Source organism: Alteromonas sp., from assembly GCF_984505615.1.
Window position 1 is genome coordinate 45,285 of record NZ_CFHOXV010000022.1, and the last position, 21,252, is coordinate 66,536.

Consider the following 21,252-nt stretch of genomic DNA (forward strand, 5'->3'; position numbering starts at 1 on the left):
CTTTATTTGGAGAAATTACGTTGAACTTTTTACATTATCCAATACTGAATGAGTCCCGTGGGATACCCTCTAAGTATCAGTGAAGGATGATTTTAGTTTATGATGATAATGTTAAAAATGGTTTTAACTATTAAAATGCTGAAAAATATAGATTTGATTTTAGTTTGAACAGCGGCTGTTGAACTTTTACCTCCTGACAGAATGCGTGGCTTTTATTGATAATTGGTGAACCTGTTTACTAAAAATAAATTTTCTGGAGGCTGATCAGGAGAGTCAAAAAAGAGTTTTGATGCGCATCGATAAATGATCTCTACCGAAGCTGATAAAGAGATGTGCTACAGGCAGTGTTCAAAACGCCATATATTCAGATAAAAAGGGCGAACAAAATCAGGAAGCCCGCCCTTTGACTTACGGCGACTGGTTTCAGCGACAAGCGGTCGCCAAAAATTGTTTTACATGGTGTGTAAATTGTTCGGGTTGCTCCACTGAAGGAACGTGTCCCGTATCCGGCATTGCCAACAGTGGCGGATTCCCCAGGCTAAGCGATAATGTTGCCAGTAACGAAGGAGGGGTCGCCATGTCATCGCTTCCGGCAATCAATATTGTGGGGTGGTGTAGGGGAGTCAGTTCTCCGATGAAGTTCCTTTCACCTATCCAGGCTGACAACAATCCGTAACTATGATCATCAACTTTCGACAGCTCTTCTGTCCAGTGTACTACCTGGTCAGGTCGGGTTGCAGTAAAGACCTTACCGAACCAGCGGGAAACAAGCGTAGGGGCCATATTGCTAAGGCCTGATGATATTACGTCAGCTTGCCTGCGAAGCCAGCCTTCCCGGGTACCGATAACAAGACCGGTGTTCGTCAGCACAGCACTCAACAACCGGTCGCGATGATTAATAATCAATTGTTGTCCGAGCATTCCACCAATAGATGTACCTACAAAGTGGAACTGCTGGATCCCAGCCGAATCACATGCATTCAAAACAGCATCTACAATGCTGGTTTCATTAAGCGCGGTGATTTCTGGTGCTACCGGTTTCGATTTTCCGTGGCCCGGCAAATCAAACCTGAGAATATGGAAACTATCCTTAAGGTGCTCAACTAAGTGATCCCATACATGTAAATTCATACCCAGGGGATGAGCGAGAACCAGGGCGGGATTATTTCTATCGCCAAGGGTTTCATAATTAAGTACTGGTGTCATTATGCCTCCGGATGTTCAATTAACATTGCAATTCCCTGGCCCACACCAATACACATAGTGCAAAGTGCAAGACGTTTTCCCGTTTGCTGTAGTTGTATTGCTGCGGTGTGCACTAGGCGGGCGCCTGACATGCCCAGTGGATGTCCAAGGGCTATTGCCCCTCCATTCGGGTTTACTCTCGCGTCGTCATCTTTCAGACCTAACTCTCTCATACAGGCCAGTCCTTGCGAAGCGAATGCTTCATTCAATTCGATCACATCGACTTCTGCCAGAGAAATGCCGGTGCGTTGCAGGAGCTTTTGTACCGCTGCTACCGGGCCCATCCCCATTAATGCAGGCTCAACACCCGCTGTTGCCATTGCTATAACATTTGCAACAGGAAGTAGCCCGTGCTGTTTTACTGCCAGCTCACTGGCTATTAGCATGGCTGCAGCACCATCGTTTATGCCTGATGCATTGCCGGCAGTGACGGTACCCCCTTCTCTGAAAGGTGCTCGCAACTTTGCCAGTGCTTCCAGTGTTGTCTGTGGTCTGAGATGCTCGTCAGTGTCAACTATAATGGGGTCGCCTTTGCGGGGGGTAAAGGTAACAGGTACAATTTCCTTTGCAAACCGGCCGGATTCCCTTGCTGCTACTGCTTTTTGTTGAGAGCGCAAGGCAAATGCGTCCTGGTCCTCGCGGGAAATACCATATTTCTCAGCCACATTCTCAGCAGTTTCTGGCATCGTTTCAGTGCCATAGAGACTTTTAAGTGCGGGGTTAATAAAACGCCAGCCCATTGTCGTGTCTTCCAGTATTTGGCTACGGTCATATTCTGTTCCGGCTTTACCCATAACAAACGGAGCACGTGACATCGACTCTACACCGCCGGCAAGAACAAGGTGAGATTCTCCGGCTCGTATTGCGCGTGAAGCCGTCCCAATTGCGTCCATTCCAGAGCCACATAAGCGGTTTATTGTTGTGGCAGACACTGATTGAGGTAAGCCTGACAGTAATACTGACATCCGCGCAACATTGCGGTTGTCTTCACCTGACTGGTTCGCGCATCCGAAAATTGCGTCATCTATAGCAGCAGGATCCAGGTCGCCCGCTTCTTTCATAGTTGCCCGGATAACCTGCGCAAGTAAATCATCCGGACGGATTGGAGCAAGGCCGCCGGCGTAGCGTCCAACCGCAGAACGTCGGGGGTGGCAAAGAGAGATTTTCATTGTGCATTCCCCCCAGCATGTTGTCTTGCAGTACGGGCCTTTAATTCGCGTAGCACTTTTAGCGATGCTTCATCGGGTACGGGTGTTTCATCGAGCTCTTCGGCGAATTTAATTTCCCAACCTGTGGCATCTTGTACTTGCTTTTGTGTCACTCCCGGATGAAGGCTTGTCACAACCAGTTCTTTGGTTTCTGGATCAGGTTTCAGAATACATAGATCAGTAATGACGACAGAGGGGCCCTCACCAATATTAGGATTATTTTCGCGGCCCTTCCCATCGCGACCAAAACCCAGCGTTGTAACAAAGTCGACTTCTTTTACAAAAGTGCGGGTGGAGTGCTTTACAGTGATGAACACTTCTTTTGCATTTGTTGATATTTCAGGCGCACCGCCGCCTCCCGGCAAACGTACTTTGGGATGTGCATAACTATATGCACCATGTTTTCCGTCAGCCTGGTGCTCAGCTGCAATAACTGTGGTGTTAAGATTAGCGAAACGATCGATTTGAGCGGTCCCCAGAAAACCTACGTCAATGTGGCCACCCTGAAGCCAGTAGCGAAACATTTCCGGTACCGAAACCGTGGTTAATGCCGATTCACACAGTTCGCCATCTCCTATCGAGAGAGGTAGCACATCAGGTTTTGTTTGAATGGTCCCTGATTCGTAAATTAAAGTTATGTCCGGCGCATGGGTAAGTCTTGCGACGTTTGCAGCTTCGCTGGGTAAACCAATACCAACAAAGCAACTGGTCCCATTTGACAGAGCGCGGGCAGCAGTGATTGTCATCATTTCTGAAGGTGTATAAGACTGATTCATGTTACTGCTCTCCCTTTTTGTAAACGCTGTTGTTTAGCCACACGGTGAACTGCTCACGATCGCGGGCAATGTTGTCCCAATCTTTGTAATACTGATTGTCCCGCGGATAATAGCCGTGAGCGTATGATGGTTTCGCGCCTCCGGGTACAACCGCAATAGTGTTTATGGTCCATGACGGAAGTACGCAGGCATTAGGACTTGCTTCTAATTCATCCACAATTTCTTCCACTGTCACAATGCTGTGTTTTGCTGAGAGCACGACTTCTTTTTGTATCCCGACAATGCCTTCAAACAGCACGTTGCCCTTGCGGTCTGCTCTTTGAGCGTGAACGATTCCCACATCCGGGCGAATAGAGGGAATTGCTGCCAGTTCTTCGCCAGAAAACGGGCAAGTTATTTTTGCAATCTGATTATTCACAAGGGGTAATTCGCTACCGACATATCCGCGAAACACTGCCAGCGGCAGGCCTGAAGCACCTGCTTCATAGGCGTTAGCCATTGCTGCATGACTGTGTTCTACCGTTTCCAGAGACCTGGGGAACTGGTTCTCAATCGCGTCGCGAACTCTGTGCAGAGAGCCCACTCCAGGGTTGCCACCCCATGAAAATATGAGTTTTTTTACGCACCCGGCACCAACCAATTGGTCATAAATTAAGTCCGGTGTCATGCGTATAAGTGTCAGCTCTCGTTTTTCCTGACGGATAATTTCATGGCCTGCAGCGAAGGGAATAAGGTGGGTGAAACCTTCCATCGCAACGCTATCACCATCTTTCACCCCATCGCGAATTGCATCTGCCAGTGAACTGAATGTAGTCACAGCTTCTCCTTTGTTCGATATGCGAATTAAAATTTAATATACGAACAAAGTAAGCCATACTGTCTGTTACCGTCAAGATAAATTGTTAAAATTTTGTGCGGTCATTTATTGTGGTATTTTCAAGCTATTGATTTGTAAGCTAAGTATTCATGTACTTAAATGCGTAAAATAATCAGCTGCATGGTTAGGACGTGTTGGATAGAATTCAGCCTGAGATGGCGAAGGGCTGCATACCGCAGAAATTTCAAACGACAAAGTTTTTAGGAACAAGATGGAAGACGAAAGTATTACACCAGAACATCGCGATTTCGTTGGTGCGTTAGCTTCGGGGCTCGTAGTTATCCAGGCTTTTGATGCCAGTCACCGGCAAATGACTTTATCGGAAGTTGCTGAAAGAGCAGGAATGGACAGAGCAAAAGCCAGGAGGTTTCTGCTGACGCTTCATTCGCTGGGTTTTATTCGTAGAGATGGCAGGCTGTTCATGTTAACGCCGAAAGTACTTTCGCTTGGATATGCTTATAGCGCAGGCAATGATTATTTACCTGTCGTCGAACATTATCTTCATGAAGTGACTGCAGAACTTGGTGAGTCTTGTTCACTGGCTGTCCTGGACGGGCAAGACATAATTTATGTTGTACGTTCAAGTGCTGCTCACAGGTTAATGTCGATTAATCTTTCTGCGGGCATCAGATTGCCCGCTGCATACACGTCGATGGGACGGGTTTTGGCTGCCCAATTAGGGGCTGATAGGAAGGAAGAGTGGTTGAACGGCGTGTCATTTAGTGCTTATACGAGTTTTAGTGTTAAAGACAAGGCATCATTGAGCTCTGAACTGCAGAAAGTCTCAGCTCAGGGGTACTGCATTGTTGATCAGGAATTGGAACTGGGTCTGAGATCCTTAGCAGCACCGGCTTTCAATCATAAAGGGCACTTAATAGGTGCCGTCAATATAAGTACGAATGCGCTACGGGTTTCACTGGAGGACCTGAAAGAGCGCTGCCTGCCTGTATTAATGGCAGCAATAGAAAATATCAGGGTGCATACCCGCTGAATATAAATTTAGATAGTTCTGCGATGCGAGCCACACATATTAAACAACCGCTCCATACCCTCAAGGTATAGCCTGATACTAATTCAATATTGGTCGCCACTTTTAAATCACACTAAGTTTACGTCTGTTCAACTTGGAGCTTGATTAATTAGTATGAGTTACATCGCTCACATCGAGACTTATATCGTCGATATTCCTACTATACGGCCACACAAATTGTCCGTGACATCAATGGCCGTTCAGTCGATGGTAATTGTTCGTGTCAGAGATAATGAAGGGCGTGAGGGTGTTGGCGAAGGTACGACCATTGGTGGTCTCGCATATGGACCTGAAAGTCCTGAAAGTATCAAACTTAATATTGATAAATATTTCGTACAACACCTGCTCAATCAGCCTCTAAATAACATTAAAAAATTGATGTTAGCCATAGATAAGAGTTGCAGGGGCAATGCCATTGCTAAATCTGCTATTGAAACGGCACTACTCGACCTGCAGGGAAAAATCCTGGGCGTGCCGGTTTCCACATTGTTGGGGGGAGCCTGCAATTCACATCTTTCATGCTTATGGGTACTTGCATCAGGTGATACGGAGCAGGATATTGAAGAAGCCCGGGCACTAATTGCAGAACGTAGACACAATGTTTTCAAACTAAAAATTGGTTCCCGCCATTATAAGGATGATGTTGCCCACGTTAGCAAAATAAAAGCAACTTTGGGTGATGAAATCAGTATTCGTGTAGACGTGAATCAGGCTTGGGATGAGCCTACCGCATCATTGGCGATGGCTGCATTGCAGGAAGTGGGCGTCGACCTGGTTGAACAGCCAACCCCGGCCAGAGATTTTTCCACTTTGGCTCGTCTGGCTCAAAAGTTTCATATGCCCATCCTGGCCGATGAATCCGTTCTGGATGCAACAGACGGCGTAAATCTATCTCGTGCTGGTTTCGGCGGTGCAGTGGCTCTGAAAATAGCAAAAGCCGGCGGACTTACCGGAGCACTGAATTTAGCGTCCGTGTGCAACGGGGCTGGCTTTGGTTTGTATGGCGGAACGATGCTCGAAGGAACCATTGGTACAGTGGCCTCGTTACACACATGGGCTGCACTACCTAAAATTCAGTGGGGTACGGAAATGTTCGGGCCTCTGTTACAAAAAGACGACATCGTAAAAGTCCCGCTAACATACGCTAATAATGGGGTGGAAATTCCAACGCTGCCGGGACTGGGTGTAGAAATAGATGAAGACAAGTTTTCACAATATGTTCGCAAATAACTAATCAGGAGATTCAAAGATGCTTTTTCAGGTAAAGATGATAGTCAATCCCCCTAAGGACATGAGCTCTGAGGAATTTGACGCTATCAAATTGACAGAGAAAGAATACTCACAGGAGTTACAAAAGAAAGGCATTTGGGTACATCTGTGGAGAGTGGCTGGGCAGTATGCAAATGTAAGTATCTTTGAGGTTGAGGATAACGCACATCTTCACGAAGTTCTGATGGGACTTCCACTTTATCCTTATATGACTTTATCCGTAACCGCTCTTTGTAAGCATCCGTCATCAATAAAGTAGCCTGACACGATTTCGGTAATTATGACCATAAAGGCTTTGTTGCTATCTGGTTCCTGAGATCACCAACGCACTACTTCAGAAATTTCAAAAGGGTAAAGAGCTAGTACAACTAAGGGGGCAACACAGCCCCCTAAATAATCTTCAACATCATTCAGAAAGGATACTGAACCCCCTGATTCATCACACTAATCCACTTTGTGTGTGTGAATTCATCGAGATTCACCGGTCCGCCGATACGGCCCGAATCACCTGAGTCTTTCAACCCACCAAAAGGAATGTGATATTCGTTGTTAACGGTCTGGTCATTAATGTGCACCATTCCTGCATTGATAAACGTCGCCAGATATTCTCCCCGCGCGCTGTCTGATGTGTGAATTGAAGCCGACAATCCGAGAGCTGTGTCATTTGCCAGCGCTATAGCCTCTTGTTCCGTTTTAAACGTTACTACGGGCGCAACCGGCCCAAAAATCTCCTGTTGAAATACTGGCATATCAGAGGACACATTTTTCAGAACTGTAGGGGACACCAGTTGGGTATCTATCGTACCGCCGGTCACGATCTCTGCCCCCATAGCGACAGATTCTTCAATGAGTGTCCTGACCTTTTCAGCCTGTTGCGCATTAATGAGCGGACCCAGATGACATTGTTCTGTAAACGGGTTACCAGTGACGAGCTGGTTGGCCCTGGCAGCCAGTGCTTCCACGTATTTATCTGCAATGCTCTCATGCACAATATGCCGGCCCGATTGCATGCAGATTTGACCCTGATGCAAAAACGAGCCCCATGCTGCGCAAGATGAGGCTGATTCTATATCGGCATCAGCCATTACAATAAACGCATTGTTCCCACCTAATTCCAGCGATGTTTTCTTAAATGTTCCTGCACATTGATGAGCGATAGCACGACCAACGGCCGTTGAGCCTGTAAACGCAATCATTCCTGTATCCGGATGTTCTACAATCGTCTGGCCTGGCTCTGCGCCACCCGGAATTAGTCTGAGTACATTCTCTGGTAATCCCGCTTCAGCCATTAATTCACTTATGATGACACCGCCGGTAAAGAAACTCTGTGGATCTGGTTTCAAAACTACCGTGTTGCCCAGTGCAAGGGCGGGTAGAATTGCACGTAGGGAAAGTAACAGCGGGAAGTTCCAGGGCGCAATCACTCCGACCAGACCAACCGGCACTTTCACCCGCATATTTTTCCGCCCGGGCATTGTTGACGGATACAATTCACCATTGGGGGCTTGCGCCAGGTTAGCAGCCGTATAAGCCTGCTCTATGCAAGCCTGAAGTTCCCATTCACTTTTAGGACGAATTGAACCGCACTCTCTGGCGTTCCAGGCGTGAATCATTTCGCAGTGATGCCCCAAAGCTTGTGCAAACCGACGAAGAATCGCCGCCCTGTATTCGAACGTGGTGGCAGCCCAGTCCGGCTGGGCGTGCTTACAAGAGCTAATTATCCTTTTCGTTTCCTCAATACTTGCCCCCCTTACGGTTCCGAAAATTTTGCCAGTAGCGGGTTCGCTAATATCGAAGTATTCGCCTGAGAAACCGGAATCATAATCCAGAACAAAATCATGCTCTTTTATTTCGTTATATTTCATTTTTAAAATCCTTAACCCGGGTTAGCTTCGTTAATATGGTCTGCAATATAGCTGGCGAGGGCATACACCGTTTCGGACGGGTTATAGCCTATTGAGGTTGGCAGTAAGCTGGCATCTACGACATAAAGGTTTTTTATGTCGTGAGTTTCGCCATAGGGGTTCACTACTGTTTTCGACTTATCGGCACCCATGCGGCAGGTGCCCTGAGGATGGAACGAGGTGTATCTGTATCGGGCGCTCTCGTTTTCAAGCGCATCGATAACACTGTCAATTTCGTCTACAGAGTTAATTCGCTGAGTGTCATAGGTGGGTAAATAGAGGTATTTAGCGCCGGATGCAAACAAGATCCGTGCATTCTCTTTCAGGCCTTTTTTCATGGCTTCAAAATCTTTGTCGTCTACTTGATAGCGAATTTCTTTATAGCCATTTTCCATCGTGACCTCGCCGACATTCTTATCATGGATAAGTGTGATGAGACGGGTAGAATTTGGATAGTTCTGCATGTATCGAACATAGGGTTTTCCTGTACCCGGCTCAGCCATAAATGAAGCTTCCACGGGGTCCTGTACGGCATTAAGCTGGATCCAACCGCCATTTTCCGGTAGGGTATGGCGATCATCAAACAGGCTATGTGTAGCACCATGGAAGTCGTTTAGTTTCTTTTCATAAATGGCCGTTATCGACAACGACGGATGACAAGCAAAGTTCTTACCTACCTGTCCGCTGGAATTTGCCAGTCCGGATTGTTGAAGCAGAAGGGGCGAACCAGTTGGGCCTGCTGCCAGCACGACGATAGGAGCTTTTACACTTAAGCTTGTTTTCGTTACTCCGGTTTTAGGATCTATAACTTCAGCATTAACGCCTTTGGCTGTGCCGTTGTCGGCGATAATTTTCGTTACCTGGGTGTCAGCATAAATCTCTGCACCGTGGTTGCACGCCCAGGGAAGATAGGTCACCATCATTGATTGTTTGCGGTCAGTTTTGCAGCCAGCGAAGCAGAAACCTGTCATCGCACAATCGCGGATATTTCGGCGAGCCAGACCTAAAGGGATATCTAATGCTCTCAGACCTTTTTTGATTGTTTCTGCACCAGAGCTGGTTTCGTGAGGTTTTACTTCAGTTATGCCGAGATTTTTTTCAACTTTTTCGAAATAAGGCAGCATTACTTCAGGCGTCAAATTGGTAAGCCCAAACTCCTTGCCCCATTTGTTCAGATAGTAGTCCGGAGTACGGAAGCATAAAGCTGCATTTACGACAGTCGAACCTCCCACACAGCGTCCCTGAAGTACTGTTATATCGCCATCGGTATTGCTTTGCGCACCTTCTCCTTCATACATGGTGGCCATGGAGACGGCCATCATTTCGGTGAATTTCTCTGAAGGTACGTAAGGACCTGCTTCAAGAACAATGACTTTTTTCCCGGCTTTAGCAAGCTCGTAGGCGCTAATTCCTCCACCAGCGCCTGAGCCGATAATGACTACATCAGCTTCGATATTTAATTCAGTGGCGGTCATATCTTCTGAGGTTTTTACATTTAACTGATTTTTGTTCGACATCATTTTTTCTCCTGCCTGTTTTTATGCTTTTGGCTCTGGTGTGACACCGCGGTATTTAAGCTTCCACTTTTCTGAAACAGGCCCGACATAGCCTAGTGGCGTCCAGGTGTCAGGAATTGCCCAATATGCAAGAACTGTTAGCTTCTTTAAGCCCATTGCAAGTGCACGATGTGGAGCTTTGTCACTGTTAGTCCATTCGTCAACAAAGGCTGTAGCTTGTTCATCAGGGAGTTCATTAAATGATTTGCCGTACTTTTTCAGCGGCCCCTGATTGAAGTAATGAATGCCCTGATTCAGGCCCTGGCGGATGTGAGGCGGCATCCCTGCAAGGAGTGCACCTTCTATGGTGGGGATAACCGGCAAGCTTGCAGGGGGGATGAGAGGACTGCCTTCCGTAGGCAGGGAGATGGTGAGCATTTTAGTAAAAACAGCATGCTCAGTGGCGTCCATCTTATTGTCTTCAGTTATTTTACCTGCGATTACCTGCATAGGAGAGAGGCTTGCAACGGCAACACTGATGGCGGTTGCCAGTTTCAAAAACTGCCTGCGTTGTTTATTTATATCTGACATATCTTTGCCTTTTTTCGTTGTTATCGAGATAAGAACTCACTACACATAACAACGCAGAGATCATGCCAAAAGTTAAATTTAAGTTAATTTATTGTATTCGTTAGCTTTTTAAGGGGGCTGGAGGGGAAGGTGTTTCATAGTGAAACACCCTGTGTTTTGGTGCGTCTCAGTTTAAGGCAGTAGTGTCACGTTCTTTCGCTAATTTGCGATAAAGTGTCGCCCGGGATATACCAAGCTTTTTGGCGGCCTGACTTATGTTGCCCTTACAGTCTTCGACAACCTGGTTTATCAAATCCTGACTAGCCTGGTCTAAGAGACGCCCTGATGTTGTATGTTTTGGAGCGGACTCATATGTCTGAACCAGAATGCCACGGCAGCTTTGATATTCTTCCGGAAGTTCGTAGGTTGCTACCTCTTTGCTTTCTTCCCCTATTGTATCAGCGTATAGAAGCACGTTACGTAATTCACGGATATTACCTGGCCAGGTGTGCTTTTCGATAAATTCAGCTACCTCCGCACTAAGGTGCTTTTTATACTGACAGTCTTTGTTTAAGATTCGATGGGCGATGGCAAGTTTGTCGCTTCGCTCACGCAGTGGCTTAATTGGAATTTCAAATCCCTTCAGACGGAAGTAAAGATCCTGGCGAAACCTGCCTTCTTCGATTGCTAATTTAAGATCCACATTAGTTGCACAGATGAGCTGGAAGTCAACTTTATGTTCGCGGGCAGAACCTAAAGGGCTGACTTCACGGGTTTCAAGGACCCGCAACAGCCGGCTCTGCAGGGCCAAAGGCATGTCACCAATTTCATCAAGGAAAAGAGTACCTCTATCGGCTTCGGCAATGCGGCCTTTGAACCCCTTTTTGTCAGCACCGGTAAAAGCGCCCGGTTGGTAACCAAATAGTTCACTTTCAATGAGGTTTTCAGGGATCGAAGCGCAATTGATAGAAATAAACTTTCCATTGCATCGGCTGGCCTCATGCAGGTGCCGGGCAGTCACTTCCTTACCTACTCCAGACTCTCCGTAGAGCATTACCGGTAGTCGGTTAAGCACTTTAGCTCCTCGTGCAACAGAATTTTTCAACCCTTCATCGCCAAAGGTGGTATCCGGTTCTTTTTTACCAGAGGCGACAGGTTTAATTTTGCCTTTGCACCGCGTTAGATTTTTATCTTCGTGGGGTAAGCTAATTACCCTCGACGCGAGAGTCACGCCAGAATGTAATGTGAGATAAAAGGGATCGCCGGTGATTGCGCTTCGTGAAGACAGGCTTTGAAAGTCGGAGCTGAATAAATCGCTAAAACTGGTTTCATAAAAACGACGTTGATCGGTGATAAATGTTGAAGCAGCTTCATTACATCCCGTCATTTTACCGTCCGGAGTGATAGCCAATAATAAGTTTGTAATATCACCAAATTGTCCGGAGGAGGGGATGATTTCTAAGACATAACTGTCATTGAGATCTAATATAAGTGATTTTTGGATGTTTCTGGCACATGTCTCGAGCATATAAAACACGGCCATATCATTCAGTGAGTTTTCGTTAGTAATGTCCAGAGAGCCACATAGTCGGCCAAGATGATCAAACACAGGAGCTGCTGCGCAGTGAAATGAGTTGTGTTGTTGTTGATAATGTTCTGCACCGAAAACCCGGCTGAACTGTTTGCTGTTTACTGCACATGACATGGCAGTGGTACCTACAGTACTTTCATTTAATATGACACCATCTCGAAAAGCAGACGCGATTCGGGTATTTCTCAGTCGACTTGCTTGCCTGACTTGTAAAGCGGTACAGTCTTTATCAGTGAGTAAAACAGACCAGCCAGCACCAGCAACAGCTTGAAATAATTGTTCAACATGCCGGTTAGAAATGTTTAGTAAACGAGAATTTTTAGATTTAAGCTCTTTAAGATTATCAGGACGAACATAGGCGTATTCAAGCTGCCCGGACATCTGAATAGTCAGGTTAGCACAACGAAGCCAAGAGTCACGGATAGCGTCAGGCAGCCTGTCGGCTACCCGAGTATCTCCCTCATCAAATCGCTGACGAATTACGCTAAGCTCGTTATTCATGACTACTGCCCTCATTATCCAGATTGAAAACTGAAATCGGTCATTTGGCGATTAGCCTTATACCTGTTCAATGGAGCTATAACTTAGCATGAAATGTAAATTAAATGTAATGTGTTTATTGGGCGAACTTTGGTTTTTATTGCGAACTTTTGAGGTGTCTGTTATTCCGGCGGAAATGTAGTTAGAACACTTTAACAAAACGTAGGTTAAGTCTGTCGTTTTCGAAAAAGCCATTTTCTACAGAGATGCTGCGGCCATATTGTATTTGAACCTGAAGGTCGGGCTTGATGAAGTGCTGCAGAGTTGCCTGCCAACGATTGCTGTTCAGTTTATCCTGTTGTCGGGAACCGTTTACCTCAGTTTCCGCACCGAAATCCTGATAATAGTTAACCGACGCAGTAGTGGAGTCAGAAATGTGGTAGTTCAAATGTACCTGAAAGCCGTACTGATCATCCTGCTTCCGGGTGACCCCTGAAGCGCCGAAATCGTCGTTGTCTCCAAAGAATGTATATTCACCAATCAAATGAAGAGAAAAGTGTTCAGTTAGCGGTGTTACAAATGCAGCTTGCGTGATTAATTTTGTTCTGTTTTCACCAAGGTTAACGGGTCCTTTTTCAATGTCGTAACTACCCCATGGAACTGAAACCAAACCAGTCAATCCGAAAGCTTGCTTTGCTTCGGCGTTGTTGTATAACCAGATCGTTGCGCCGAGTATAGGATCACCAATACCCGATGCTTCTATTGTATTGCCGCCGGCCTCCAGTTTCAGTTGGCCGAATGGTAGAATTATTTGAGGGTCGATAATAAATCCACCGATTTCCATATAGTGGACCCAACGCAAAAGACCTATATCTGCGCCTAACGTCGGCCCATTTTCAATCTGTTTGCCATCGACATAAAACTCATCATTGTCGAAAGACTGCAGATATAGAATCCCGAGATCTATACCTGCTGGCAATGGTGAATAGTCACCCGGATCTGTAGCAACCTGAGCCGCATGAGAGATATTATTAATTGTAGAGCAGGCAAGACCAGCAGACAGAACAGCAGCTTTTAAGAATGTGTTTTTCATTTTGTTATCCTTTGTGAGTGATTACGCTGAGCAAAAGCTCTCTTAGGTCACAGGGATAAATAGCATTTAACATTCCATAAACATTTAAGTGATGCAATAACAGTTAGTTAGATATTTTTGTCCAAAAAGGTGCGCCTCATTGATGTTTTAAAAACAAACATACGCATAAGACTGCCGTCTCAAAATGAAACAGTTTTATATGAAGTCTGAGACTTTCTTTGGGTATCAGTGATCACTGATTAGCTGCAAATCTTTTTTACTCTAATTCATACGTAGAGAGCTAAGCTCACACTTCGTTAATAAGCACATGGGTGAGTTGTCAAAGTTGGAAGGGAAATTTGCAACAAAAAGAAGGAATATTTAGGGGAGGTTTACATAAGCAACTAACTTTTAAAAAATTACCGTTAATCTTCCCTACAATTTTTTTGTGATGAAGTCATCGGAATAGCGCAGAGATAATTAAGCACATCTTGTCGTCGCTTGGGTTTTATCTGATGGCATGACAAATTATGTTGATACAAGCATAGCAAGGCCCATAACACCAAAAAGAATAACGCATAGGATGTAAGTATTTTACTTGCGATCATTGGTTGTGTAGGGAATCTTGTATGGGCACTAGCGGGCCATATATTTAAAACACTCTTTCACAAGCATGGTCGGTTGGTAAATCGCATATTAGCTTTGCTGCTCGTCTATTGCGCTATGAGAATGTTCTTCTGACAGGGTTGAAGCTCACGACCCTGGATTATACAACAATGCGACTTATGTCCGCTCCTGACCAATGTCGGTGATCGTGCCGTCAACAAACATCTTTAACAGAGCTAATGCCTAGAAACCGCGGTTTGAGTGACCTAAGACACAGAAACAAGCATCTTTTCCGAGTTCTGTTGTATTAATTATTAAATAGCCTACACCATTAACTCTAAAATAATCAAAATGATTACATCAATTTGATTGCTTCCTAGCTTTGATTAAGCTAGTGTATTTTGATTAAACTTGGTTTTATTAAAGTATGCAGCTCGAATATCTGAACCATGCACAGCGTGAACGCCTTGCTTTTATTGACTTTAGCCTTGAATTCTTTGGTCAAATAGCAAGGGCTGACTTGATCCAACAGTTTGGCACTGGCCTAGCTTCTTGCACTCGTGATCTCGCGCTTTACAAAGAACTAGCACCTGATAACGCTGTGCTCATGCATGAGAATAAGCGCTATGTCCGCTCAGACGCTTTCAAAGCCATTTTCGAACATGATCCTGAGTCTGCCCTTAGAACTTTGACTAAAGGCTTTGGAGACGGCTTCTCGTTGCCATTAGAGAAGTCACCAAGGTGTTTTGATGCGGTTCGATTAGTTCACCCTAAGTCAGTAATCATTTCGGCCATAATGCGAGCGATTTACTCGAATTTAGCGATTAAGTGTGAATACGAGTCGCTTAGCAGCGGTGCAACCAAGAGAGAGTTAGTGCCACATGCCATTGTTAACAATGGTCATCGCTGGCATGTAAGGGCATTTGATCGTCGATGTAGAGAATTTAGGGATTTTGTTTGCACGCGATTTAAGCATATCGAACTACAAGAAACTGAGCCTAAAAGTAATGAATTAGCCGACATGGATAGTACTTGGAATACGCTGTGTGAATTGCAACTAGTACCACATCCCAGGCTTAGCCATAGCAGAGCTATTGAGATGGACTACGCCATGACAAAAGGCATGTTGCAAATTGAGGTGCGAGCCGCTTTAGCAAATTACATACTCCGTCAATGGAATGTTGATTGTACAGACAATGCAACATTGACTGGTAAAGAGTATCAATTGTATTTAAGAAATAAAAACAGTTTAAATGGAGCAATTGATTTTTCTATAGCTCCATGCAGTAACTAAAAAAATTAAATAAGTATATCTGAATCTAGTTTTTCATTGAGCAGTAATCAGGCTAAATTTGGAAGATAAAAAATATAAAGGGAGAAGCTTAATGCTTGCAGAAAATCCTCAAGAAATCGTACAACAGCCAGGAAGAATAATAAGTACAGTTCTTCATCAAATAGATGTTGAGTCTAAAAGTTCGACACTAATAGAGATATCCAGTGCTAATACGGATTTAGAAAGCTACTTAGATGATTTATTGTCGGAAATTCACTCAAAAGAACAAAAGCGAAGCTATGACTTTGTTAGAGAAACAACTGAGTTTTATAACGCACTAAGTTCATATTGGGGAAACCAAGATCTTCAGGCAAATACCGTTTCGACTAACCTTGCAGAAAGGCTGCTAGATAAAGAAGTTAAAGCTGATGAAAAGTATGGTCATCTGGGTGCGAGCGGAGCTGGTCATGTTAAAAAAGGTAGTTATTTGCAGTTTTTATACAGAGATGCAGATTCAATATCTTATTTAGGTGTCAAAATAGAACATCAAACATTTTTAGATGAAGAAGACTTCAGAAAAAAGATCGGCATATCTATAGCCAATAAGGTTTATAAGGCATGTAAGGCATCTTTTGATACCGCTGGGGTGCCACAAAGTGTTTTTGTTTACGATACTAATACAAAGCCTTCTGTGTATTGGTGGAGCGAGTTTCTTGAGCTGAAAGAGCTAAGAAATGATTCTCATAATACTAGAGAAGCTTCGAAGTCAGTTTTAAGGGTCGTCGATAAACTAAAGAAAGATCACCCAGCTGATCATACCATTCTCAGAAATTCAGCTATTTCATCATTCAAACAAAAGGGTGAGTTGAAGTACGATGAATTTATTCACGATACGTTTGAAAACTACGAGCCTGAAGATCCTGTACTAGTAGAAAAGCTACCTAAAATTGTTGAGCAATTAAAAAAGTTGCCAGAAAAGAAGGACTTTGATACACGCTTTAACCTAGTGCCGTCAGAAGTGCCCTTTAAAAAATCTACATATAAATTATCACAGGAAATCACTTTAACAATCGAAGACGGAATTGAAAATATTCATGACAAAGTTTGGAGTGAGAGAGCTGCGGATGGTCGTCATCTAGTCGTTATTGATTCGTCGGAGAAAGAATTTAATAGATTTAAAGAAAAAGTTAGGACTTAAAAATGCTTAACGAATTTTTTAACTCCTTTGAAGGCGTTTCTGTAAGGGAAACGTTGAATCAACTAAAAATAGCGACACAGGATATAGGTGACTTTAAGCCTTCGTTGACTAAGCTTTTCGATGAGCTGAAGACAATATCTTCACGAGATAGCTATGAGTTATTTGTTGTAATCGACGGGAGCTCAGTGAGCATAAGAAATGCATCTAGGGATAGCTACGATATTATCTCGGCTCACGTAAAAGATTGTTATGAGGCTGGATCTGAATATGAGATCGAGTTAAAGGTTGAAAAGAACGTAGTTGATAAGACTGTATCTGTTTATTTTATTAATGAGTTCTCAGTATATCTTGAGGATGAGACACCTAATAACATTCTTACTACGCTCTCTACAATGTTTGAAGAACAACTGTACTTTGAGGTTTTCTCAACTATCCAACCATTTTATTCGAATAGTATAGTGTTTTATCAAAAAGACTATTTCCCAGATAACTTCACACAGTCAGAGCCGGAAATTCGTGCAAAGCAAATTGAGATGTTTAGTGAAAATTGTCATTACACTAGTCATGATATGAAATTTCTACCCTCAGATTTTAGCTTTATTAAAAGGCCCGATACGGCGTCAAAGATCGCAAAATACTTTGATGGATTAGCAAGTGTCCTTTCAGTTATCTTTATTTCTAACACTTCGGAGATAACAAGTGATGGGAAATTATCTTATAAAATTAATGGTTATAAGATGATTTCCTATGATGAGGCAGAGTTTACTGACATAAGTGATTTCGGTGAACTACCTCATAAGATATATTCTTGGGCATACGAAGGTGGTAATAAAGTTGATAAGCTGGGTTTAGTCCGAAATGTTTTGTCTATCCACTTAGACGATAGAAACCGTATTCGGTTTGATAGTGAAGCCTGGGAAGCCATTAAGTCAAATTATCAGGTATATTTAAAAGAAAATTTACAAAGTTACCTCGAAGTCAAAAACAAGATCGGTGAATTTATAATTGATTCGACCGCAAAAACCTATGGAATTGCAGACCAGTTATTGGAGTCACTAAAGAACAACATTTTAGTCCTATTAACGTTTTTATTGACGGTTGTTTTGGTTAATGGTCTTAAAGATAACGGTTACAAGATGGTATTTAGTGATGGCTATCTAGCAATTGTTCTAATACTAACTCTAGTGTCAATTGTATGGTTAGTTATGACTTTATTAGAGACAAACAAACGATTTGAAAGTGCGTCTGAAACGATCAAAGACATCTTGAAGTTAAATTACCAAAAAGTAATTATGGAGTCTGAAATTGAAGATGTAGTTAATCCTGTCATTGACAAAAACCGAGTTTACCTGAAATCACAGTTAAAACGCTATGGTATTTGGTGGTCGATATTGCTAGCTGTATTTATTCTATCTTTTGCGACTGGAAATTGGCATTTTAGTAAATCAGAAAACAAAAGCAAAAATGTCGGAAGTACTAAAGAGGTTAAGGTTCTTGTTGACCCCACTCCGTTGAAGACTAAGCCAGTTATTAAGGAAAAATCGAACGCTAGTAATCAAGTAGAGGATTGATATTTGATAAAAGAACAAGGCAAGTCAAAGTAGAGCTAAGCATGAGACATATTTTTTACGTTGTTGACTCTGGTATTCTCAGCAACCTCGACTCTTAGATAAGCTCAATAGCACAATAAGTAGATTTTAACATTGGGTGAATAGTTCTAGTGTTTGGCGTTTTTATTTAAGGCTTCCCGTTGGAAAATTCTCCCCTCAGAATTGAAAAATAAATAATGTAGAATAAGGGCGTTTTATGATTAGGGCTGAATTTCAACGGTTCATGCAAACTCTCCAAGGGCCCTTGCAGATTGTAGGCCTATATAATTCCTTGAGTAAACTGATTCAGTTTGTAGCGCATAAGCAGGTTTCTCGTTTATCATGAATACTGAAAGAAATTTATTGAAATCTATTGGTTTTATAAGTAAATCGTTGGCATTTAATTGTTCTTTAGATTGTTTTTTTCCAGCGTTTCTTGTTGAATTTTTATTTGAGCGACCCATTAAAAATCCTTATTTATAGTATACGTTCTTCAAACGATAATAACTCTTCTTCAAAAGTTGTGTTTTTTAGTCGACCTTTGTGTCTTGATCTAGCATTCCATCCTTGTTGAAATACCCATGCTAACATCTCTAGCCATGATTTATAACGACCTGGCTTTATATCTGTACGCAAACGCACTGCAAGAAATTTGTCCGTGTCCATGGCGCTTGGAAGTTCACTAAGTTTTTGACCACCTTCTATATAATCGTCAGAACGTGTAGATAGAAGTATCTCAAACAGGAGATCGTAACCGTCTTCTTTCAGGTTAATACTATTCAATGATGCTGCAGTTTTCAGCTTATCCAGCGTCTTTTTATTGATAGCTATAGTCGTAGTTTCTTTCTTGCTTCGGTATTTGAATGTTTTAAACTTCTGACGGATATTATCAACATCTTCTTTCGATATAATTCCGAAAAGGTAATTTATATCTGCTTTATAATTTCCGGATAATGCTAATTCTATATCCTGATTTACGGATTTTCTAACGTGGCCTTTTTCAATATAGCTTTGCCAAACTTCATTGGTTAATTGTTCTTTGTCTGTCATGATAATACCTGCTGTGATGGCGTGGTCTTGATTACCTATATTTGATGCCAGGTAACCACCAACCAGTCCCCTACCCTTTAAAGGTGATATGTTACCTTTTATAGCACCCCTCCCCTGACCTTGTGAACTACTTTCTGTAAAAAAGTGACATATCACCAATTAAGGCACTAACCCACTATACATTAGCTAATTATTACTAACGGAAATGACTATTTCAGAAAGTAAAAGAGTCTGCTATCCTGATCCGGACGATCTGACAGGACTGACACATGTTCACAACGCTTTCACCTTACGATGCCCATATACCGAACCGGACTATGTCGGAGCTGGTGGCTCATGGTAAACCGTTATCAGATGATCAGGTTTTTGAGTATCAGCTATACGGAGTGTCAGAAAATGATCTTCGCTCTGCGGTGACCGAACATCCGGTCCTGCAGTACATTGCGTCTCTGAGCTCACTGGAATCGCGCAAAAAATCTGTCAGCGTGCTGCAGCGAATCATCCGGGCCCTAGAGCCTAACGTTGTCAGAACGGATGGCGCAAAGCCCAATATTTTCACTTACCCATGGCAACACGTCACAGCGGCCGACTTCCGACTGATGCTAAATTCACTGTCAGTTCAATCATTTGAGACGAACCCTGACGGCGTCAAAGAGAAAGTGATTAAGCCGGCTTCCCAAGCCACCAAGCAGCTGATGAAGTCTATCTTCAAGCAAATCATCGGTGCCTATACCGATATGAAGCTCATGAGTGAGCATGAGTACTATGCGGTCAGCCGGATAAAAGTGAAGTCAGGATCACAGCCACCCAGGGGCCAGTACATCCCTGCAGAAGTGCAAAAAAAGGTTACGCGGTACGCGTCATTATCCCGAACCCGGCGTGGAATGCGGGATGCGGCCATTTTCGGACTATTATTATACGCCGGACTGCGTCGCAGTGAGATTGGACTGGTGAAGTATGCGGATCTGGATTTTGTGAATCGCCAGTTGAGTGTGCTCGGTAAAGGCAACAAGCGCGTAGAGATCCCTTTGTTTGATGAGGCATGGCTACCACTAAAAGCCTATCTTGATGCCTGGACGCCGCAGGATGAGAGTGCCTATCTCTTCACCGTTATCAATAAAAACGATACCTTTCGTGATAGCCCGTTACTGGGTGCAGGTGTGCGGTACATCCTGGGTGAATTATGTTCTGGTGCTGGTATTGGGCCCATCGCTCCACATGATCTACGACGAACGTTTTGTACCGACATGATCAAGCGATTTGACGTGCAAACGGCTCAGTTATTTATGCGGCATGAGAATTCAGACACCACTCAACGCTATAACATGGAAAAAGAAGAGCAGAAGCGAATTGCTCGCGATAAATTAAGCGCGTTGAATTGATGAGCACTAGTATAACGAATTATCGGAGAATGATATATTCGATTTCTATAATGTAATTCGCTGAAAATCGGAGTTTTTTGGAATTTACTGGTTAATGATGACCCTCAACTTAACTCCGCTTACTTCATCAATATAGGCCGATGTAGCGCCCAAAACTGACAATTGATCCTTTGATACTTGAGCTTTCGATATAGCGGGCTGAACAATGGCTATTCCCAGCTTAAAATTTGAATACCTTGCGACCTTTGCAAGATGAACCAAATCTTCATATTTACTCTTATCAATACGTGACGCCTTGCCTTGATTGAGTCTAGTGCGCTCACGATCCATCAGACGTAAGATAAGCTTTTCTTTATCGCCAAACCACTTAACACTTTTTCCTGCTTGACCCACTACTTGATATACGTCATCAACTCTTGCTCCGGGGCTAGCTATCCCATTTTTCTTTGAACAATACTTACAGTGAAAAAGGTCAATGAATCGCCACCAGTGTTCAAGACACTTCGCACCTATTATTTTGCGCCTACCAGTCGATCATAATCGCTATTTATTTTACGTGGTGCTGAGGTCCGCTTTACGTACAGACTGTGTGAAAACCCATTTTTTATCGATGCCATTGTGATAGCTCTATACCGT

Annotated in this window: 19 protein-coding genes; 7 read left to right on the forward strand and 12 right to left on the reverse strand. The window is 43.6% G+C overall.

Going from position 1 to position 21,252, the window contains the following annotated elements; genetic code table 11:
• Positions 1-423: 423 nt before the first annotated feature.
• The 4 genes from AC4PME_RS12805 to AC4PME_RS12820 are packed head-to-tail and all read right to left on the reverse strand — an operon-like array spanning position 424 to position 4,046.
• Positions 424-1,206: an alpha/beta fold hydrolase gene (locus tag AC4PME_RS12805; protein WP_491046581.1), complete on the reverse strand. Its 783-nt coding sequence runs from the start codon at positions 1,204-1,206 to the stop codon at positions 424-426.
• Positions 1,206-2,414, reverse strand: coding sequence for a 3-oxoadipyl-CoA thiolase (gene pcaF, locus AC4PME_RS12810; protein ID WP_491046580.1), 1,209 nt, complete (start codon positions 2,412-2,414; stop codon positions 1,206-1,208). The genes AC4PME_RS12805 and pcaF overlap by 1 nt, the downstream gene beginning before the upstream one ends.
• A complete protein-coding gene (locus AC4PME_RS12815; protein WP_491046579.1) occupies positions 2,411-3,229 on the reverse strand; it encodes a CoA-transferase subunit beta in 819 nt (272 codons plus the stop codon). The genes pcaF and AC4PME_RS12815 overlap by 4 nt, the downstream gene beginning before the upstream one ends.
• A gap of 1 nt (position 3,230) precedes the next feature.
• Positions 3,231-4,046, reverse strand: coding sequence for a CoA transferase subunit A (locus tag AC4PME_RS12820; RefSeq protein ID WP_491046578.1), 816 nt, complete (start codon positions 4,044-4,046; stop codon positions 3,231-3,233).
• Between the two features lie 271 nt (positions 4,047-4,317).
• Here AC4PME_RS12820 and AC4PME_RS12825 point away from each other — a divergent pair, with 271 nt between their 5' ends.
• From AC4PME_RS12825 to catC, 3 genes are all read left to right on the forward strand, one after another.
• On the forward strand, positions 4,318-5,097 hold the full coding sequence (locus AC4PME_RS12825) for an IclR family transcriptional regulator domain-containing protein (RefSeq protein ID WP_491046577.1): 780 nt from the start codon (positions 4,318-4,320) through the stop codon (positions 5,095-5,097).
• A gap of 153 nt (positions 5,098-5,250) precedes the next feature.
• On the forward strand, positions 5,251-6,366 hold the full coding sequence (locus AC4PME_RS12830) for a muconate cycloisomerase family protein (protein WP_491046576.1): 1,116 nt from the start codon (positions 5,251-5,253) through the stop codon (positions 6,364-6,366).
• A 19-nt stretch (positions 6,367-6,385) separates the two neighbouring features.
• On the forward strand, positions 6,386-6,664 hold the full coding sequence (gene catC / locus AC4PME_RS12835) for a muconolactone Delta-isomerase (RefSeq protein ID WP_491046575.1): 279 nt from the start codon (positions 6,386-6,388) through the stop codon (positions 6,662-6,664).
• Between the two features lie 151 nt (positions 6,665-6,815).
• Here the strand turns inward: catC and AC4PME_RS12840 are convergent, their stop codons facing one another.
• The 5 genes from AC4PME_RS12840 to AC4PME_RS12860 all read right to left on the reverse strand — a co-directional run bounded on the left by AC4PME_RS12840 (position 6,816) and on the right by AC4PME_RS12860 (position 13,539).
• Complete coding sequence (locus AC4PME_RS12840) at positions 6,816-8,270, reverse strand: aldehyde dehydrogenase family protein (RefSeq protein ID WP_491046574.1); 1,455 nt, start codon at positions 8,268-8,270, stop codon at positions 6,816-6,818.
• Between the two features lie 11 nt (positions 8,271-8,281).
• Entirely contained in the window at positions 8,282-9,829 is a 1,548-nt protein-coding gene (locus tag AC4PME_RS12845; RefSeq protein ID WP_491046573.1) for an FAD-dependent oxidoreductase, read from the reverse strand.
• 18 nt (positions 9,830-9,847) lie between these two features.
• Positions 9,848-10,396 carry a gluconate 2-dehydrogenase subunit 3 family protein gene (locus tag AC4PME_RS12850; protein WP_491046572.1) on the reverse strand — a complete coding sequence of 183 codons (549 nt, stop codon included), beginning with the start codon at positions 10,394-10,396 and terminating at the stop codon, positions 9,848-9,850.
• Between the two features lie 166 nt (positions 10,397-10,562).
• The gene (locus AC4PME_RS12855) at positions 10,563-12,467 is read right to left on the reverse strand and encodes a sigma-54-dependent Fis family transcriptional regulator (RefSeq protein ID WP_491046571.1); all 1,905 of its coding nucleotides are present in this window, start codon (positions 12,465-12,467) and stop codon (positions 10,563-10,565) included.
• A gap of 181 nt (positions 12,468-12,648) precedes the next feature.
• The gene (locus AC4PME_RS12860) at positions 12,649-13,539 is read right to left on the reverse strand and encodes a transporter (RefSeq protein ID WP_491046570.1); all 891 of its coding nucleotides are present in this window, start codon (positions 13,537-13,539) and stop codon (positions 12,649-12,651) included.
• A 1,012-nt stretch (positions 13,540-14,551) separates the two neighbouring features.
• On the opposite strand from AC4PME_RS12860, the gene AC4PME_RS12865 reads away from it, so the two are divergent.
• The 3 genes from AC4PME_RS12865 to AC4PME_RS12875 are packed head-to-tail and all read left to right on the forward strand — an operon-like array spanning position 14,552 to position 18,166.
• Positions 14,552-15,418 (forward strand): WYL domain-containing protein, encoded by an 867-nt coding sequence (locus AC4PME_RS12865; RefSeq protein WP_491046569.1) that lies wholly within the window; start codon positions 14,552-14,554, stop codon positions 15,416-15,418.
• Between the two features lie 58 nt (positions 15,419-15,476).
• On the forward strand, positions 15,477-16,595 hold the full coding sequence (locus AC4PME_RS12870) for a hypothetical protein (RefSeq protein WP_491046568.1): 1,119 nt from the start codon (positions 15,477-15,479) through the stop codon (positions 16,593-16,595).
• Positions 16,596-16,597: 2 nt separating this feature from the next.
• Positions 16,598-18,166: a hypothetical protein gene (locus AC4PME_RS12875; protein ID WP_491046567.1), complete on the forward strand. Its 1,569-nt coding sequence runs from the start codon at positions 16,598-16,600 to the stop codon at positions 18,164-18,166.
• A 260-nt stretch (positions 18,167-18,426) separates the two neighbouring features.
• On the opposite strand, the gene AC4PME_RS12880 is transcribed toward AC4PME_RS12875, so the two are convergent.
• Both AC4PME_RS12880 and AC4PME_RS12885 read right to left on the reverse strand, forming a co-directional pair.
• Positions 18,427-18,648, reverse strand: coding sequence for a hypothetical protein (locus AC4PME_RS12880; RefSeq protein ID WP_491046566.1), 222 nt, complete (start codon positions 18,646-18,648; stop codon positions 18,427-18,429).
• 13 nt (positions 18,649-18,661) lie between these two features.
• Complete coding sequence (locus tag AC4PME_RS12885) at positions 18,662-19,234, reverse strand: hypothetical protein (protein WP_491046565.1); 573 nt, start codon at positions 19,232-19,234, stop codon at positions 18,662-18,664.
• 269 nt (positions 19,235-19,503) lie between these two features.
• On the opposite strand from AC4PME_RS12885, the gene AC4PME_RS12890 reads away from it, so the two are divergent.
• Positions 19,504-20,616 (forward strand): tyrosine-type recombinase/integrase, encoded by a 1,113-nt coding sequence (locus AC4PME_RS12890; RefSeq protein WP_491046564.1) that lies wholly within the window; start codon positions 19,504-19,506, stop codon positions 20,614-20,616.
• 84 nt (positions 20,617-20,700) lie between these two features.
• On the opposite strand, the gene AC4PME_RS12895 is transcribed toward AC4PME_RS12890, so the two are convergent.
• Positions 20,701-21,009, reverse strand: coding sequence for a hypothetical protein (locus AC4PME_RS12895; protein WP_491046563.1), 309 nt, complete (start codon positions 21,007-21,009; stop codon positions 20,701-20,703).
• Positions 21,010-21,252: the final 243 nt, after the last annotated feature.

Coding starts and splice junctions, on each gene's coding strand:
- AC4PME_RS12890 (WP_491046564.1), top strand. CDS start 19,504: ATGTTCACAACGCTTTCACCTTACGATGCCCATATACCGAACCGGACT.
- pcaF (WP_491046580.1), bottom strand. CDS start 2,414: ATGAAAATCTCTCTTTGCCACCCCCGACGTTCTGCGGTTGGACGCTAC.
- AC4PME_RS12840 (WP_491046574.1), bottom strand. CDS start 8,270: ATGAAATATAACGAAATAAAAGAGCATGATTTTGTTCTGGATTATGAT.
- AC4PME_RS12805 (WP_491046581.1), bottom strand. CDS start 1,206: ATGACACCAGTACTTAATTATGAAACCCTTGGCGATAGAAATAATCCC.
- AC4PME_RS12825 (WP_491046577.1), top strand. CDS start 4,318: ATGGAAGACGAAAGTATTACACCAGAACATCGCGATTTCGTTGGTGCG.
- AC4PME_RS12880 (WP_491046566.1), bottom strand. CDS start 18,648: ATGGGTCGCTCAAATAAAAATTCAACAAGAAACGCTGGAAAAAAACAA.
- AC4PME_RS12850 (WP_491046572.1), bottom strand. CDS start 10,396: ATGTCAGATATAAATAAACAACGCAGGCAGTTTTTGAAACTGGCAACC.
- AC4PME_RS12875 (WP_491046567.1), top strand. CDS start 16,598: ATGCTTAACGAATTTTTTAACTCCTTTGAAGGCGTTTCTGTAAGGGAA.
- AC4PME_RS12855 (WP_491046571.1), bottom strand. CDS start 12,467: ATGAATAACGAGCTTAGCGTAATTCGTCAGCGATTTGATGAGGGAGAT.
- AC4PME_RS12865 (WP_491046569.1), top strand. CDS start 14,552: ATGCAGCTCGAATATCTGAACCATGCACAGCGTGAACGCCTTGCTTTT.
- AC4PME_RS12815 (WP_491046579.1), bottom strand. CDS start 3,229: ATGAATCAGTCTTATACACCTTCAGAAATGATGACAATCACTGCTGCC.
- AC4PME_RS12845 (WP_491046573.1), bottom strand. CDS start 9,829: ATGATGTCGAACAAAAATCAGTTAAATGTAAAAACCTCAGAAGATATG.
- catC (WP_491046575.1), top strand. CDS start 6,386: ATGCTTTTTCAGGTAAAGATGATAGTCAATCCCCCTAAGGACATGAGC.
- AC4PME_RS12860 (WP_491046570.1), bottom strand. CDS start 13,539: ATGAAAAACACATTCTTAAAAGCTGCTGTTCTGTCTGCTGGTCTTGCC.
- AC4PME_RS12885 (WP_491046565.1), bottom strand. CDS start 19,234: ATGACAGACAAAGAACAATTAACCAATGAAGTTTGGCAAAGCTATATT.
- AC4PME_RS12830 (WP_491046576.1), top strand. CDS start 5,251: ATGAGTTACATCGCTCACATCGAGACTTATATCGTCGATATTCCTACT.